Genomic DNA, 15,927 nt, shown 5'->3' on the forward strand with positions numbered 1-15,927 from the left:
GAGTGAGGGTTTGAGGTCAGAGCTGGAGGTCAGGCCTGATCTCAGGTATCGAAATCAAAGCGTCGCAGCCAGTCGATCAGGACCTGCCGATAACGGGTCATGCCCTTGTAGTCGGCAATGGCCTCGGGCAAATCGCGAATCACCCGATGCATGCGCTGCGCCCAGGCCGGATTGGTGACGAGTTCGTCCATGCTGATCAGGTAGGTGCGAATGCCGAACATCAGCGCATTGGAGCGCGGCAGGCGCATCATCAGTTGCATCTCGACGCGCAGATGAACCAGCCGCCCTGCGTTTTCGGCGGTGACCTTGCCACGGTCGTTGCCCCATTCATGAAAGGTTTCCGGCGACGAATCCAGTCGCGGATTGATCGTCAACGTCCAGTTCAGGCGACGCACCGGCTGGCCGACCTGCACATTCAGCAAGTATTTCAGCGCCCGGTCGAAGATGCCCATCTGGTGCGCCATCGGTACCGGCGAGTGCCATTGTTTGAAGCTCATGCCAGCGTCGAAACGCAATGACCAGTCGGCCGGACAGGTGACCATGCCCGCGTCCATGAACAGGTCGCCATCGCGCTGGTCGAGCACAGCGAAGTCGCCCTGTAACTGGCGGGTGATGTACTCCAGTGGCTCGCACGGCAGGCTCGCCGGATCACCGAAGGTGAAGCGCTGATCAATACGCATCGGCAGGTTCTGCCAGTGCCAGGCGTCGCCGTCGCGCTGCAGTTGAAAGTGCTGCGGATAGTCTTCAGACAGATGCTCCATCAGCACCTGCACCATGTCCCAGGCGGCCAGCGTCATATGCGGCATGACCAGACAGCGCCCGGGGTCGCGTTCCAGTACCCGGGCTCGTTCGGCGGTCTCGGACAGGTAATGTTCGTCGATGTCGAACGGGTGCTCGAAGATCGAGCCCGGATCACGGGAAATCGCAGGCTCGATGTTCACTGAATACATGTACTGGTCTTCAGGAAACGGAAACGGGAAGCGCGCGATGGCCTGCGGGCTATTGCGAAAGCTGAAGTCGTCGCAGTAGGTTTGCGGCGCTTTGAAGGCTAGGGTCATGACAAAACTCCACAATCAGATATCGAGTACCAGCGCTCCGCCGCAACTGCGCGACACACAGGGCATCAAGTGAGTGGTGCGTTCGTGGTCGCTGAGAAACAGATCCCGATGCTCGACCGCGCCGTCTATATAGGCTGTCTGGCACTGCCCACAGACCCCGCCGCGACAGAGGTTGGGCACCTCGATGCCAGCCGCTTCCAAGGCTTCTAGCAGGCTGTCTTCGGCATTGACCTTTAACTGTCGACCGCTACGTGCGAGGTGCACATCGAAGGGATTACCAGGCTCCGGCGCGGCGAACGCCTCCCAGTGCACGCGACTGGCCGGCCAGCCCAGCGCCTGGCTCTGCTCGCGCAAGGCATCGATCAACGTTTGCGGGCCACAGGCGTAAACATGTGTGCCCAGTGGGCGCTGGCTCAGCAGCGTGTTCAGATTCAGTCGTCGCGTGGGGCTGGCATACACATGCAGGCGTGGCCCCAACTGCTCCCGCAACGTGTCCAGATAGGCATCGCTGATGCCGGGACGGCAGGCGTAATGCAGCTCGAAATCCTGGCCCTGACGCGTTAGCTCCGCGCAATACGCCATGAACGGCGTAATGCCGATGCCTGCGGCAATCAACAGGTGCAGGCGCGCTTTGCTGTGTACCGGAAACAGATTGGCCGGTGCCGAAATAGTCAGCCGGTCACCGACGTCCAGTTCGTCATGGATAAAGTGCGAGCCACCCCGCGACTGAGACTGACGACGCACGGCGATGCGGTAATGGCCCGTCTGAGCGGGATCACCCAGCAGCGAATAGGCATTGCGCCGACCATTGGGCAAGTGCACTTGCACATGGCTGCCCGCTGAAAACGCCGGCAAAGAACCGCTCAGCGGCTCCAGCAACAGTTCGCGCACCGTTGGCGTCAGCAAGTGGGTTTGCGCCACTCGAACGGCAATCGTTTGGCTCATGCGCAGGCCTCCCCGTATGGTCGGTCGGCATCGGCGCAGACTCCGATATACGCGCCCAAACGCTGGGAAAAGTGCTGGCGAACTTCAAGCACTACAGCGCACTGGCAACAGGTGTGCAGTGCGGCATCAGTAGCGTCCTGCAATGTGGCACAGTGCACGCAGAACACCGAACGGTTACCGCCCTCGCCCGGTCCCGAGTTCAGGCTCAACGTGATTTCATCGGTCAGTAGCCCTGCGTCAACGGCTACCGAGCGGACCTTCCAGAGAAACGACTCATCGCCCTGCACATACACCTGCACACCGACATGGCTGCTGCGTAAATGCTCGGCCAGTACCCGCTGTAACGTGGGCAGATCTTCCAGTTCGGGCAAGGCCAGGTGCGTCAGGCGGCGGGCTTGTGAAACCCGGTCTTGTAGCTCGGCATGAAGTTCAAGGCCTCGCGTCTGGGTGACCAGCAAGTAGTCACGGCACAACTGCGTGGGTGGTACGGCGTCATAGGTCGGCAGGCTGACAGGGCGCGACGCTGCAATCGGATTGTTCATGTCGATCCTCGTGCTGACGAGGGCGGAATTGCCCTGAGGTGTTTCCTCATGGGCAAGATAATTTCCTATGCGGCATGCATGCTCAATCCTCACGATGAGCTACTCCCAAAGGGGTAGTTGACAGTCAGAGGCATGGAATTTGCTGTCTTACAGCATTCATATCGACAAGACGGGAGGAAAAAATGCACACAATCAGCCCCGCGCCTTCGCCGTTATCGACCACCCATTCGCTGACCGAACGCGAAACGCAAACCCTCAGCCTGATCAGGGACGGCCTCAACAACAAGCAGATCGCCCGGGAGCTGGGCATCAGCGACGGCACGGTAAAGATTTATGTGCGCAACCTCCTGCGCAAGTTTGACCTGCACTCACGCCTGGAGCTGGCGTCCTGGATGCATCGTCATGAAGCGCAGCCCCAAGGGCATGACCCGATAACGCTCACTGAACCGGCCCCGCAGGCCACCACTACGATAAGTGTCAGCGGCTTGGTCAACGACTTGCCGGCGCTGATTTACAAGGGTGAAAACGCGCGCGCCTGGCGCATGCAGTACGTCAGTGAAGGCTGCCTGCACCTCACCGGCTACTCCGCCGAACAACTGACTCGCGAACAAAGCTATGGCGCATTGATTCTTGAGGAATACAGCGACTATGTCTGGTACTGCGTGCAATGCGCACTGCTAAAGCGGGAACCGTTTCAGCTGAAATACCGGATATGTTGTGCCGATGGGCGCATCAAGGAAGTGTGCGAAACCGGCGTCGGGCTGTACTCGAGTAGCGGCGAGATCCTGGGCCTTGAAGGTGTGATATTCGAGGTAGGTGCATAAGGTCTGTACCCTTCGATATTTCAGGTGTTCCGTAATTTATTCGGCGCCTTCCACGTCTCTCATCTAACATCACGTCAATAATGGATTTGAAACGCATACCTGGTAGGAGCCAACTTGTTGGCGAAGCGGAATTTCCGCCGATGCAGGTCCGACGTCTCGCCAACAAGTTGGCTCCTACAAGGTTCACCTGTTTGGTTTGCAATAGCGCGGCGTCTGAACGACGTATAAATCAATGGCACACCTGTGCTATCGAAAATGATCTGCAGGTCAATTACTGTTTTTTAGCTGAACCAGGTTTGCAGGTTCATTGAATAGCCCACATCGTTTGCACCGGCAATTATTCCCAGAGTCGCTGACGACAAGAACGAACAAACGTTGAGTCGACCCTGATATCCCATGCCCTCTTTAGCATTCAATAGCACACCTGTACCATTCAACACGACAAGTCCGGAACCTAGCGTTAAGGTGTCGAAAATATCATTGCAGGAATTGAAAAGTATGCTCAACACCCTTTTCAATCGTCCGCTGTTGATGACGCCTGTGAGTCTTTACCCGGTCAGTTACCGGGTCGATAGGTTCCCGACGGCCGAGCGTAAATGATCAGGCCATCAGCATTACAAACCACTGCCACGGGGTCAGTTTCGTCACCATCATCAGCACCACAACGAACATGCCGAGAAAACCGCAAACACCCATCCAGAACCATTTCTGGTAGAGGTTATGGTATCGATCATCCAGTGTCAGGCCCTGTTCAACAGCGCTCAATGCCAGCCCATGCATCCGCTTTTGCAGGACAAGGACCGGCAGCCAGAGGGCACCAACGCCAATGAAGATCGCCACCGAAGTCATCAACCAGGGTGAAGTCAAAGGCAGCCCCGCAAGCGTCACCAGCAGGTAGCCCGTACCTAGCTGAAGAAAGCCTGCGGGCGTGGTAATCCAGGTATCGAAACGCACCACCATCTCACAAACATGGGCGATGACTTGTGGGTTGCGAGTGCGACTGGCTGCGATCAGATAGAGAAACGAGCCCATGCCGAATCCGAACAGGAAGATCGCCGCGATCACATGCAAATACTTCATCGCCAGATAAAGCATCGATCAACCTTTCTCATCCGAGAACCGTACGGCCAGCTGTATATTCTTCGGATCGTTCATGGCTGCCAGATACTCTTCAACGCTGACCTCCCCCACACAGGGTCGGGCGCCTGGCTGCGGACGATACTGCTGAGCGACTTTCGCCATTAGCGCTACCGCGGCACAACTGGGAATCTCCGGACCTTTGTCGTTGTCCGCCGTTAACTGGGCATTCATGGTCAGGGCTTTACCATCCACGCCGACACCCTCGACATCGATGTACATGGCACTGAGACCGTCACCGAAGCGCTCGAATAGCGTCCCCCAGCGATGCAGTCGTGCGGCCCACCCCATCCGGTCCTTGACCAGCCCTGCGCGCAAGCCGGCTGCCAACAGGTAATTGGCTACGCCCCCAAGCTTGAGGCCCGAGCCTGCCTTGAAACTCAGAGTATGCGCACCATAGCGGTCGCCAAAAATGTCGATATCCGGCACGTCGACGTTGGCCAGCACGCGCGTCCCCAGATGCTGCATTTTGCGTAACGTCAAATCCTGCCAGCCCGATACTTCGTGGACCTGCCCGTCTCGCAGCTGTTTGATCGGCTTGCCCGCGTAAGCGAGTACACCTTCAACGGTGGACAATCCGGGCATTTTTGCCGAGGAAGAGATGCCGTGTTCAATGACGTCAATACGGCTGAAGCGGTGACGGTACTGATCAATGATGGCTGACGACAGCGTGGGCACCGAGCTGCAGCCGCTGAGCAGGGTTACGCCTGCTTGCCTGGCCGCTGCGTCGAGAATGCCAATACCGTTGACGAAAGCGCGGCAGTCCGCCAGGTCACAGTAGTTGACCCCGGCGTCGATACACGCCTGGGCCACGGCATAGGACTGGCCTTGGAATGGCCCGCCTGTATGGATGACCCATTGGATATCCAGCGCGCGCAATGCCGGACCGAACTCCGCTCCCATGGCATTACCACACCAACTCTCACACACAATGCCCGATTGGCCGTGTAGCGCGCTGACACTGTCAGCCAGCCTTTCAGGGTTGCGCCCTGCAATCACAAGTACAACGTTGGGCATGTTGATCAGGTGTCGGCAAACAATTGTGCCGAAATTTCCATACCCGCCAACCACCATGACTCTCAGCGACATCCAATGCTTCCCTGTCTTTAATACCGTTTACGTTAATAAGAGACTATTTGCCGGTAAGCTTATCAGGCTCGTTCCGCAGGCTCCTCACACATCGACAAGGGTGAGCGCTGAGGGCCCTAACCCGGCGGCTGGTACACTGGATGAGTCAATGTAGTAGCGCGGTGACAACGCCCTGACGTCATTCACCGTAGAACATTAACCGGATAGAACTTCATCCTCTGTGAAGAAACCTGAATGAATCCCTTAAAGATCCTGACAACGTCATTTCGGCTGCTTTTCCGAAACGTCGGAAGCATCGCGTTGCTGTGCGTGCCACTTCTAGCGGTAGAGATGTTTATAAGAAATATCAGTAGAGGCCTGCTTAGCAGCGGTAACGATCTGGCGTGGCAAGCGATAATCGGCACAGTCATCCCGCCGCTGTACACTGGTTTGCTGCTGCTCATTCTTGATGCCCGCAGCCGAGACGAGCCAGTGGCCACAGGTGACTTCCTGTCTAAAGTGCTACGCCTGTGGCCAGCGTTGGCTGTGCTGTCTGCGCTCGACCAGTTGCTGATCGTCGTTGTCGATATGTCGTTGCTTTCTGCCGATACGTGGCTAACGATCATACTTTCCACCGTTCAGGTCATCCCTCCCGTGGTATGGGCGATGCTCAGGTGGGCCGTGTTTTTCCTGGCACTGTGGATGATGATGCGACTGATGTTTAACCAGTGCCTGGTGCTATTGCGAGGGCTCTCGATAGCAGCAGCCACACGCGAAAGTTTCATCCTGTCCAGAGGGCAACTATGGCAAGTAGTGGCTTGCCTTGCGTTGTTACTCACCCCGCTGTTGCTGGTTATCGCCGTCATTTCCAGTCTGCAGCCCCACTGGTTAGGATTCTTCAGTATTGCCTTTGATCTAAACAATCCAGGTAGCGCCGCCGCAAATTCGATAGTCGCGGGTTTTATCCGGTTGTTTACGACCATTGTGATATTTCGCCTTTTCACAGCGGTCGCCGGGCGGTCAGTCATTGAGGAGTGATCTTTATGGTCCTTATTGGCATCGCTATGAATGGCTGACCTGAAGCGCACGATCTCCTACAGGATTCATTTCAATCCAGTTGCATGCCTGTAACAGGCTTAACAACGCCCTACGGTTTTCGGCTGGAACTGATAAGGTGCGTTGCCTGTAAAAATAGCTTTGGATGACGCTGCCGGGGTCACCACGCAATGGCGACCTGCATCCAGCAACGATCACCGTCAAAGGAAACGCGTTTAATGTTTCATGTCATGTTCAGCCTGCCGTGCCTTTATGTCATCGTCCGTTTCATCCTGCCAATGCCCTGGAAATTGCAGGCAAGAATCGCCGTCGCGTTGCTGCTGGTGCTCGCCTCGCAATATCACCTCTATTCCCGGTTTTCCTCAGGCAGCGTGTTCTCCCCGGAATTTCCGCGAACTGTCGTGATGCTGTTCAACTGGGCCTTTGGCTCGATTCTGCTCATCGCGGTGGGGCAAATCATTGTTGACCTGATTACGCTGGTAACGATGCTGGTTCGGCGGCAAAGGCTGACTATTCCAGCCAACCTGCGTTATGGATTCGGTATTGCGGCGCTCTTGCTGGCCGCACTCGGTGTGAACCAGGCGATACGGGTTCCGCCCGTCAAGGACATCGAAATAGCGATCAACAACCTGCCCCCACAATTTGATGGCTACCAGATTCTGCAACTGACGGATTTGCATATCAGTCGTCTGTTTGATGAGCCGTGGACAAGAGCGGTGGTGAAGGACTCGAACAATCTGGGTGTCGATCTGATCGTCGTCACCGGCGACCTGATTGACGGTTCGATCCGTGACCGGACCCGAGACATTGACGCCCTGCGTGATCTTCGCGCTCCTGACGGCGTGTACGTCATTCCCGGCAACCATGAGTACTTCTTCGACAATGCAGCCTGGATGCAGCATTTCGTTTCGTTGGGGATGATCCCTCTGGCGAACAGCCACACGCTGATCAAGCGTGACGGCGCGCAGATTGTGTTGGCGGGCGTTACGGATGTAACAGCACCCAAAACCGGCTTCCCCGCGCCTGACCTGAAGCAAGCGCTGCAAGGCGCGCCAAAAGACACACCCATCATCTTGCTCGACCACCAGCCCAGAAACGCAGAATTCTCCGCAAGCCAGGGCGTGGCGGTTCAGTTGTCCGGTCATACCCACGGCGGCATGATTCTGGGGCTTGAGCGAGTGATCGCCTTGGCGAATGAGGGCTTTGTCTCCGGCTTTTATGACGTCGACGGGATGCAGCTGTATGTCAACAACGGCACCGCTCTGTGGCCCGGATTTGCCCTGCGATTGGGCATACCGTCGGAGCTGACCCGCATAACGCTTCGAACAGCGAAGCAGCAGGCTCAATGAGTATGCAAGCGAGCACCCCTGCCCCGTTCCTGAATCCAGACGACGCGGTGGTGCTGTTCGACGGCACCTGCAAACTGTGCAACGGTTGGGCACGATTCGTTATCCGTCATGATCAGGCTCGTCGAATTCAGCTAGCCACGGTGCAATCACCGGCAGGCCAGGCATTGCTGGGGTGGGCCGGGCTGCCTCAGGACAAATTCAATACCATTGTGCTCATCTCGAACAACAAGGTGTTCATACGCTCGAAGGCAATGTTCGAGATACTCAGGCGCTTGAACGCGCCTTGGCGCTGGTTAACCGTTGCACGCGTTATCCCGCAAATCCTGCGGGACTGGATGTACGACAAAATCGCCCTGAATCGCTATCGATTGTTCGGCAGATACGACTCCAGCCGCGCCCCAGCCGCAGACCATGACCGCCGTTTTTTGAAAGCGGATCAGTAAGTCCGGTCTGCGGACAGGCGGCAAAGTCAGCGCAGAACTTCCTTTCAAGCGCCTTCGGGCAACCTGGCAATCACCTTGATCTCAAACTGAAAACCCGATAACCAGGTAACGCCCACCGCAGTAGCCGTCGGATACGGCGCTTCCCCCCAGTATTCCGCCACCACCGCCCAGGCACGTTCGAAATGGGTGTGCGGATCGACCATGAACACCGTCACATCGATCACGTCATTGAAGCTACAACCCGCCGCGGCAAGGATCGCGTTGAGGTTCTGAAACGCCAGGCGCACTTGAGCATCCAGTTCTGGCTCAGGTGAGCCATCGGCCCTGCTGCCGACCTGGCCGGATACGAACAGCAGGCCGTTGCTGCGGATCGCCGGGGAATAGCGATGCAGTTCGTAAAGTGCATGGCGATCAGGCGGGGTTACTACGTCGCGGACAGTCATTGGGTCTTTCCTTCAGTTGGCTTTGCAGGTGGCAACTGTAGGTTTGCGCGGGTGGCGGATAAACGGGCAGTTCGCTAAATGACTGTTTGCGTTAGCCAAACAATACAATGCCTGCCATATCACGAGGAAACGCTAAGCGTCTCGATCACCCTATGTTCTGTAGATGCGGGCCTGGGGCGCTCACTATCAGCACTTTCGGCACTGATCCGCCTGGCCAGTTCTCGCCGAAATTTTACCGGGCCTGCATCGCTGGGCAGATTGATTGGCGCAACGCGGGGATTAATCATGCCTTTGTGCACCGCTTCCAGCACAACGCGATCCTCGGCGAAAGCGTGTTGAACATCCTCATCGAAGCGACGGGATACCCCCTCATCGCCTGGCTCGAAGTTACGCATCTGGAACCAGTAATAACGGGTGCAATGCTCGTCTACAGGCGTCATGAAGTTGTAAGAGTTCATCAGAAAAACATCGGCATGCAGCGGACCTTCATCCCGCCCGGTACCTGCTGGCGTAAACAATGCTTTGATGATTGCCTGGCAAGGGTACTGGACTTCGTAATGCTGCAGACGATCGCATGGCCCGTCAAAGGTCACGAACTGTGCATAGAACGGTGCCACCTCAACGTTGCGCATCCACCGCGAGACAATAACGCCATTGGCCGTTTCAGTTGCGGTTACAGGCTCCGACGCGCAGGCGGCGTTGCCGAAAGAAGACTGATGCACCCATGCCACATGAGAGGGATCAAGCAAGTTATCGGTCATGTACAGGTAATTGCACTGCACCGTCATGCTCGCACCCCGGCTGAGTCCCCACTGCGGATCGCCCCACTCCGGCACCTCGCACACGCTTGAGACGTCTGCCAGGGAAGGTTCACCCATCCATAACCAGACCAGCCCGTAACGGACGTGAACGGGATAGCTATGCACTCGCGCCCGGGACGGGATTCTCCCGCTGGTAGGCGCTCGTGTGCAGGTCCCCTGGCCGTCAAAGGTAAGTCCGTGGTATCCGCATTCGATCTGGTTACCGTCCAGACGCCCCAGGGACAGCGGGAGCTTGCGATGAGGACAAGCGTCTTCGAGTGCAACGAGCTCGCCATCCGTTTTACGAAACAGCACCACCGGCTCACCCAGTAAAGTTGTGGGGTACAGGCTATGGCCAATGTCGCTGTCGCTGGCAGCCACATACCAGGCATTGCGTAAGTACATATGCGTTACTCCTCTTGGGCTTCGCGCTGTTGTTTAAGAGCCAGCGTATTGCTGACACCACGCTTTTCGAGGCGAACAGAGAACTGGCAGAACCGGATTTATCCGGGAAGAGGCCAGGACAGTCACAACACTTTTATTGTCGGAAACGCAGCCAGCGCTCGCTCCCAGATCTGTCGGGTTCGCAGCCATACGAGCTCCCGCCAGTCGCAATCGGCAGGATAAAACTGCTCCAGTAATGCCCGCTTGATGGTCTCGCCGGTTGCGTCGCAAGGGTCGCCGTGTAGATGAAGCCAGTGATCAGCACGCAGGCTGTCGTGAACATCAGGACCGGGCCACGTGCCGCATTCGATGACAAAGGGCATCAGGTGCACGTCAGGCAGCGCATCCAGCAGTGCTTGTGACGTATAGCCGGTGGAAGTCGCTGCGACCCCGGTGTCGCTCAGGGTATTGGCGCCGGTAATCAGCGTATAAAGCCACGGGCCAAACAGTGCCTGCGCGTCGGGGAGCGCCGGGTATTGAGATTGGGCAATGGTCATGAGCATAGGGTGACCGTAGTCTCCGGCGCCCGTGTGCAGGTCGAATGCCATCGCAACTTCTGCGCTACCCAGATGGGTTGCCAGGATATGGCGAAGCGTATTGTTCGACCAACTCGGGCCGTGACCGCCGAAGAACAACCCGTCGGGAAACTGATATTGCCCGGCGCCGACGATGCCCATGAGCCCGGGCCAGCCGTGCTCATCAATGAGCGAGTTGAATCGCGCATCGGCCTTTGCGCGCTCTTCTCCGTCGAGGTCAGTGCAGCTGTATACATCGTGTATCGCTGCATACGCCGCGTTGTCAGGCAGTGACTGTGTGAAATCGACGTAATTACGGTTGATGTCGATATTGTCTTCGTTGACCCGGCGCATCCACGCAGTGCCCCAAGGGTTGATCAGGTGAATCATCAGGATGGCGGTGTCGGCTGGCAGTTGCTGGGTGGCAAGCATATCCAGCCAGCGGCGTTGACAATCCGAACCGTAGTAACCCTCGATACCGTGAGTACCGCTGATGATAACCATCACGCGCTTGGCATTCGGCTGCCCGAGCAATGCCACGTCTGTGCTCAGCGGCTCCCCGAAAGGCCCGGGCAGCGGGTGGTCGTAGCGGGACAGGATCGCCCCGGCTTGTTTGGCGGACTGCACAAAACGCTCGCGCAGACCTCGATAGCTGGGATGAGTCGGAAATAGATTAGGCATGAGGATGGCTCGCAGACCGGCTGTCAGCCGTTATAAATATCGAAGCTGAAGTACTTCTTCTGAATAGCGTCGTAAGTGCCATTTTCGTGAATGGCACGCAATGCCGAGTTGATCGCGTCGATCATCTGTTTATTGGATTTGTTAATGCCTATACCCACGCCCTCGCCCAACAGCACTTTGTCCCTGATCGGGCCGCCAGCGAATGAGTAGCCCTTGCCTCGCGGGGTCTGCAGGAAACCAGAATCACCGACCACGGCGTCAGTCAGGGTCGCGTCGATACGGCCGTTGATCAACTCGGGGTAGATCAGGTCCTGATTCGTATAGCTCACCACGTTCACGCCATTGGGTGCCCATTTGGCTTTTGCATAGGCTTCCTGGGTGGAGCCTTGTGCGACGCCGACAGTTTTGCCAGTCAACGACTCAGCAGTAGGTAGCAAGGCACTTCCGGCTTTGGCAATCAACCGGGTTGGCGAGTTGTACAGCTTCTCGCTGAAAGTCACCTGTTTGGCTCGGGTTTCGTTGATGCTCATGGCCGAGAGAATCGCATCAAACTTACCCGCCTTGAGTGCGGGGATGATGCTGTCGAAACTGGTTTCCACCCACACGCATTTTGCTTTGAGCTGCGCACAGATAGCATTGCCGAGATCAATATCGAAGCCTTCAAGTGTTCCTTGAGGCGATTTTGATTCAAAGGGAGCGAACGTGGGGTCGACGCCAAAACGAATGGTCGTGATGTCTTTACTAAAGGCCGTGGATGACACGGCTGCGAGTAAAACGATGGCGATGAGTTTTTTCATGGAGGCGTTTCCCGGCTGGGCACTCGTGGCACAGGACGACTGTCAGCGGAAAATAGACGCTGCTGAAGTCCTGAGATGATTGGCAGACAATGGAAAAGCGATGGTGCCAGTACTGTTTTTATTTTTTATGTGTAACTCATGGCGTCAACATAACGGATTCTGTGAGCGTAGATAAGGCCAGAAAAACTGGCTCATGGTTTAGAAAAACTAAACCCCGAGGCATTGGTTCAAGTCATGCTGATCTTTGCCACGGGCAACCAGCCACCGATGAAAGTCTCGGCCCCAGGCCTTATCAAAGGCACTGCTGCTCCAGACCAGATAATAGGAAGACAACAGGAACAGCGGGCGTGCCAGCGGCATGAGCAAATACCCGGCCTCAATGTCCGCGCGAACCATGGAGTACTGCGCCAGGACAAAGCCGCGATTTTCGATTGCTGCCTGAATGGCCATGGACGACAGGGAAAACACTCGATGGCCATCCCGTAACTGCGGACATTCGACCTCCTGCGCAGTGAACCAGTCGTGCCAGGAAGGTGGTGATGCGAAGCTTGGCAGCCAGTCGACTGAAAGCAACGGGTAGTCAAGGATCTGTTCGGCACGGGTGATGGGCTCCCGGCCTTTGAGCAACTCAGGGCTGCACACTGGAACGATGCAATCGCGGAACAACTCGATAGCATTTCCACTGTCCGGAATCCGGTCGCCGTAGGTAATGCGAAAGTCTATGTCGTAGCCGCCAGTAGAAGGCTCGGCATGGCGAGCTTCCAGAAAAAGGTCAATTTCGGGATAGCGGTCTTGCCAGTCAAAAAGCTGCGGTGCGAGCCACTTGGACATCAGTGAAGGAAACGCGCTGACTCGCATGTTGCTGGTGTTTTTTGCCAACTCCACCTCGGCCCTTCCGACCTGCAAGCTCTCAAACGCCGCTGCACAGTTACGGTGATAACGTTCACCTACAGTGGTAAGCCGAATGCGCTTGCCGTCTTTGACCGTCAGGGTAATCCCGAGGCTTTCTTCCAGTAACTTCATCTGCTGACTGACGGCACCAGTCGATATACCAAGGCGTCGTGCGGCCTCGGCGATACCGCCGCAGCGACCGACGATGTTAAAAATCTGCAAGGCGCGCAGAGGGGGCAAATTATCCATGGGGTCTCCGCAGACGGGCTAATCCAGATTCTCAGTCGGGTGCGACATCGTGGGGACGAGTTTATACAAGAAGGCGGAGTCAGGTTCGAATCCAGATGCGGGCAGCAAATGCTGCCGCCCAATACAGGGTTTTACGGTAGTTGATTTCATGCAATGGTTTGAGGCTGACTGACTATGCAGCTCAACAACACGACTTTCAGCAGCGTATTTCCTTCATCAAAATAGCTCAAACTCAACACGGCTAACCCGCATCAGTGCAGGTATAACAACCAGAACAAGACGGTAGAAAGAAATGACTATGGAACTGGAAAGCAACGAGTACGTGACCACGACAGAGGCGCTGGAAAAGCTGTATGGCCCAATCGCCCGCCCCTCGATGGTCAAAGAGGTGGACCATATTCACCCCGTCTACCGGCCTTTCATCGAGTCAGCAACCTTTGCGATCCTTGCTTCGTCTGGCCCCGGTGGACTTGACGCATCGCCACGTGGCGACCAGGCAGGATTTGTCCATATCGAAGACAGCAAGACGCTTTATCTGCCCGATCGACGTGGTAACAACCGGATCGACACCCTGCGCAATATCGTGACTGATCCCCGGGTGGCACTCCTGTTTCTCATCCCCGGGGTCGGGGAAACGTTGCGAGTCAACGGGACAGCACAGATATCAGTGAACCCCGATTTACTGGCGCGTTTCGCCGTGAACGGTCAACTGCCCAAATCGGTGCTGCGCATCACCGTCACCAGCGTTTACTTCCAGTGCAGCCGGGCGGTCATCAGGGCCGGACTTTGGGGTGCAGCGCGCCACGTGGAGAGAAGTACGCTGCCGACTGCCGGGAAAATATTGAAGGAAATCTCGGCGGCCGAAATCGATGGCGATGCGTATGACAAGGCATTGCCGGGGCGTATTGCTGATACGTTGTATTGATCGACCTAGAAGAAATCGATGGTCGCAGGCGGCTCTGGCTGAGCCGCTGCGTTACCCATGCATATCCGGGTGCCAAGCCATCAAAGCTTGAACTTGCCCACCAACGTATTGAACGAAATCGCCAGACGCGACAGTTCCTGACTCGAGGCATTGGTCTGGTTCGCACCGGCGGATGTCTGGGTCGACAGGTCCTGGATGTTCACCAGGTTGCGGTCGACTTCACGGGCCACCTGAGCCTGTTCTTCTGCAGCGCTGGCGATCACCAGGTTGCGTTCATTGATCTCGCTGACTCCGGCGCTGATTCGCTCCAGTGCCAGGCCCGCTTCAGTTGCCAGCGACTGCGTGCTTTGAGCCATCGACTGGCTTTTGCTCATCGACTGTACGGCCTCGTCAGCGCCTGCGCGTACGACCTTGATCATCGCTTCGATTTCGCCAGTAGAGGCTTGCGTGCGATGGGCCAGGGCCCGGACTTCGTCGGCGACAACGGCGAAGCCTCGGCCCTGTTCACCGGCGCGAGCGGCTTCGATAGCGGCGTTGAGGGCCAATAGATTGGTCTGCTCAGCGATACCACGAATCACGTCCAGCACCTTGGTGATGTCACGAATCTGGCCGGCCAGGGTTTCGACACGCTGCGTGGAGTCGTTAATATCCACGGCCATGGTGTTCATAGCTGTCACTGCCTGCTGGACTTGATGCTGGCCTTTGATCGCATCTTCTGCGGTCTGGCTGGACACCTGTGAAGTGCTGACCGCATTGCGGGCAACCTCTTCCACTGCGGCGGTCATCTCGTTTACCGCAGTCGCGGCTTGCTGAATCTCGTCATTCTGACGAACCAGGCCACGTGTGCTGTCTTCAGTAACGGCGGTTAGCTCTTCGGCAGCTGAAGCCAACTGATCGGATGCATCGGCAATCTGCTGCACCGTGCCTTTAAGATCTTTCTGCATGTTGGACAGTGCTTTAAGCAGTTGTCCGGTTTCATCCTCGCTGTTCGAGGTGATCTCTTTGGTCAGGTCGCCCTGAGCGATGCGAGTAGCACTTTCCACGGACTGATAGAGCGGTCGGGTAATCATGCGGGTGACCACCAGACCCAGGGTGATGGCGGCAACGGCTGCAACAAGTCCGCCGATAATCAGCGCCCAGGTCACTTGTTGGTTGGTATCCTCCCCCGAGGTGGCAACGCCAATCGCTTGCCGGGCATTGGACTCGATCATGATTTTGACTTCGCCAATGGTCTTGCGATACGCGGGGGTTGCGACGGTATCAGCAAGCTTGGCGGCCTGATCAACATCGCCACTTTTCAACAGTGCGAAAACGTTTTCTGCGGCAGCGACATACGCGGGCCAGTCCCGCTCGAAGTCATTACCTGCAGCGCGCTCGTCAGCTTCCAGAGGAGTGGCGCGATAGACTTTGAATTGTTGTTCCGCCTCGCCCTGGTTGTCCCTGAAAGACAAAACGACAGCGTTAATGTCTTCTGGCGTGGCTTTGCGTAACCCAAGGTTGATAGCTCTGAACATGTCCCGGTGGGTGGCAATAACGTTGGCTTTAACCGAATCAGTTTTCTGAATCGATACCAGGTTGTTGCTGACCGTGTCCTGCAACATCCCGTAGATGGTCGAGATCCCGCTGTACCCCAGCGCCGCTACACCGACAGTGATGAGCGCACATAGACCAAAAGCGGACAGCAGCTTTGACTTGAGCTTCAGATTGAGGAACTGGGACATGGGGAGTACTCAGGCTTGTCGTTGTTAGAGTTGAGGGAT

At 56.6% G+C, this 15,927-nt stretch carries 16 protein-coding genes and 1 pseudogene; 5 read left to right on the forward strand and 12 right to left on the reverse strand.

What is annotated here, in order from left to right:
• Positions 1–41 precede the first annotated feature (41 nt).
• The 3 genes from AO242_RS29015 to AO242_RS29025 are packed head-to-tail and all read right to left on the reverse strand — an operon-like array spanning position 42 to position 2,545.
• Positions 42–1,058 carry a heme-dependent oxidative N-demethylase family protein gene (locus AO242_RS29015; protein WP_099271391.1) on the reverse strand — a complete coding sequence of 339 codons (1,017 nt, stop codon included), beginning with the start codon at positions 1,056–1,058 and terminating at the stop codon, positions 42–44.
• A 15-nt stretch (positions 1,059–1,073) separates the two neighbouring features.
• Complete coding sequence (locus tag AO242_RS29020) at positions 1,074–2,003, reverse strand: PDR/VanB family oxidoreductase (protein WP_099271392.1); 930 nt, start codon at positions 2,001–2,003, stop codon at positions 1,074–1,076.
• Complete coding sequence (locus tag AO242_RS29025; protein ID WP_099271393.1) at positions 2,000–2,545, reverse strand: dimethylamine monooxygenase subunit DmmA family protein; 546 nt, start codon at positions 2,543–2,545, stop codon at positions 2,000–2,002. The genes AO242_RS29020 and AO242_RS29025 overlap by 4 nt, the downstream gene beginning before the upstream one ends.
• A gap of 182 nt (positions 2,546–2,727) precedes the next feature.
• On the opposite strand from AO242_RS29025, the gene AO242_RS29030 reads away from it, so the two are divergent.
• A complete protein-coding gene (locus tag AO242_RS29030) occupies positions 2,728–3,369 on the forward strand; it encodes a LuxR C-terminal-related transcriptional regulator (protein ID WP_099271394.1) in 642 nt (213 codons plus the stop codon).
• A 600-nt stretch (positions 3,370–3,969) separates the two neighbouring features.
• On the opposite strand, the gene AO242_RS29035 is transcribed toward AO242_RS29030, so the two are convergent.
• Both AO242_RS29035 and AO242_RS29040 read right to left on the reverse strand, forming a co-directional pair.
• The gene (locus tag AO242_RS29035) at positions 3,970–4,464 is read right to left on the reverse strand and encodes a DUF2269 family protein (RefSeq protein ID WP_099271395.1); all 495 of its coding nucleotides are present in this window, start codon (positions 4,462–4,464) and stop codon (positions 3,970–3,972) included.
• Positions 4,465–4,467: 3 nt separating this feature from the next.
• Positions 4,468–5,595: a saccharopine dehydrogenase family protein gene (locus AO242_RS29040; RefSeq protein ID WP_099271396.1), complete on the reverse strand. Its 1,128-nt coding sequence runs from the start codon at positions 5,593–5,595 to the stop codon at positions 4,468–4,470.
• 234 nt (positions 5,596–5,829) lie between these two features.
• On the opposite strand from AO242_RS29040, the gene AO242_RS29045 reads away from it, so the two are divergent.
• The 3 genes from AO242_RS29045 (at position 5,830) to AO242_RS29055 (ending at position 8,422) form a co-directional block, all read left to right on the forward strand.
• Positions 5,830–6,612 (forward strand): hypothetical protein, encoded by a 783-nt coding sequence (locus tag AO242_RS29045; RefSeq protein ID WP_099271397.1) that lies wholly within the window; start codon positions 5,830–5,832, stop codon positions 6,610–6,612.
• A 236-nt stretch (positions 6,613–6,848) separates the two neighbouring features.
• Positions 6,849–7,979 carry a metallophosphoesterase gene (locus tag AO242_RS29050; RefSeq protein ID WP_099271398.1) on the forward strand — a complete coding sequence of 377 codons (1,131 nt, stop codon included), beginning with the start codon at positions 6,849–6,851 and terminating at the stop codon, positions 7,977–7,979.
• A 2-nt stretch (positions 7,980–7,981) separates the two neighbouring features.
• Complete coding sequence (locus AO242_RS29055; RefSeq protein ID WP_164706178.1) at positions 7,982–8,422, forward strand: thiol-disulfide oxidoreductase DCC family protein; 441 nt, start codon at positions 7,982–7,984, stop codon at positions 8,420–8,422.
• 44 nt (positions 8,423–8,466) lie between these two features.
• Here the strand turns inward: AO242_RS29055 and AO242_RS29060 are convergent, their stop codons facing one another.
• The 5 genes from AO242_RS29060 to AO242_RS29080 form a co-directional block, all read right to left on the reverse strand.
• Complete coding sequence (locus AO242_RS29060) at positions 8,467–8,865, reverse strand: RidA family protein (protein WP_099271400.1); 399 nt, start codon at positions 8,863–8,865, stop codon at positions 8,467–8,469.
• A 119-nt stretch (positions 8,866–8,984) separates the two neighbouring features.
• Positions 8,985–10,070, reverse strand: coding sequence for an aromatic ring-hydroxylating dioxygenase subunit alpha (locus AO242_RS29065; RefSeq protein ID WP_099271401.1), 1,086 nt, complete (start codon positions 10,068–10,070; stop codon positions 8,985–8,987).
• A gap of 122 nt (positions 10,071–10,192) precedes the next feature.
• Complete coding sequence (locus AO242_RS29070; protein ID WP_099271402.1) at positions 10,193–11,305, reverse strand: DUF2817 domain-containing protein; 1,113 nt, start codon at positions 11,303–11,305, stop codon at positions 10,193–10,195.
• Between the two features lie 23 nt (positions 11,306–11,328).
• The gene (locus AO242_RS29075; RefSeq protein WP_099271403.1) at positions 11,329–12,102 is read right to left on the reverse strand and encodes an ABC transporter substrate-binding protein; all 774 of its coding nucleotides are present in this window, start codon (positions 12,100–12,102) and stop codon (positions 11,329–11,331) included.
• 207 nt (positions 12,103–12,309) lie between these two features.
• A complete protein-coding gene (locus AO242_RS29080) occupies positions 12,310–13,242 on the reverse strand; it encodes a LysR substrate-binding domain-containing protein (RefSeq protein ID WP_099271404.1) in 933 nt (310 codons plus the stop codon).
• Positions 13,243–13,540: 298 nt separating this feature from the next.
• On the opposite strand from AO242_RS29080, the gene AO242_RS29085 reads away from it, so the two are divergent.
• Positions 13,541–14,167: a pyridoxamine 5'-phosphate oxidase family protein gene (locus AO242_RS29085; protein ID WP_099271405.1), complete on the forward strand. Its 627-nt coding sequence runs from the start codon at positions 13,541–13,543 to the stop codon at positions 14,165–14,167.
• Positions 14,168–14,247: 80 nt separating this feature from the next.
• Here the strand turns inward: AO242_RS29085 and AO242_RS30415 are convergent, their stop codons facing one another.
• Entirely contained in the window at positions 14,248–15,111 is an 864-nt protein-coding gene (locus tag AO242_RS30415; RefSeq protein ID WP_406643937.1) for a methyl-accepting chemotaxis protein, read from the reverse strand.
• Positions 15,106–15,888, reverse strand: a pseudogene (locus AO242_RS30420) (MCP four helix bundle domain-containing protein); the annotation flags it as partial. The pseudogene AO242_RS30420 and the gene AO242_RS30415, both read right to left, overlap by 6 nt.
• Between the last annotated feature and the right edge of the window lie 39 nt (positions 15,889–15,927).

The organism is Pseudomonas sp. ICMP 561, assembly GCF_002699985.1.
GTDB classification, from domain to species: domain Bacteria; phylum Pseudomonadota; class Gammaproteobacteria; order Pseudomonadales; family Pseudomonadaceae; genus Aquipseudomonas; species Aquipseudomonas quasicaspiana.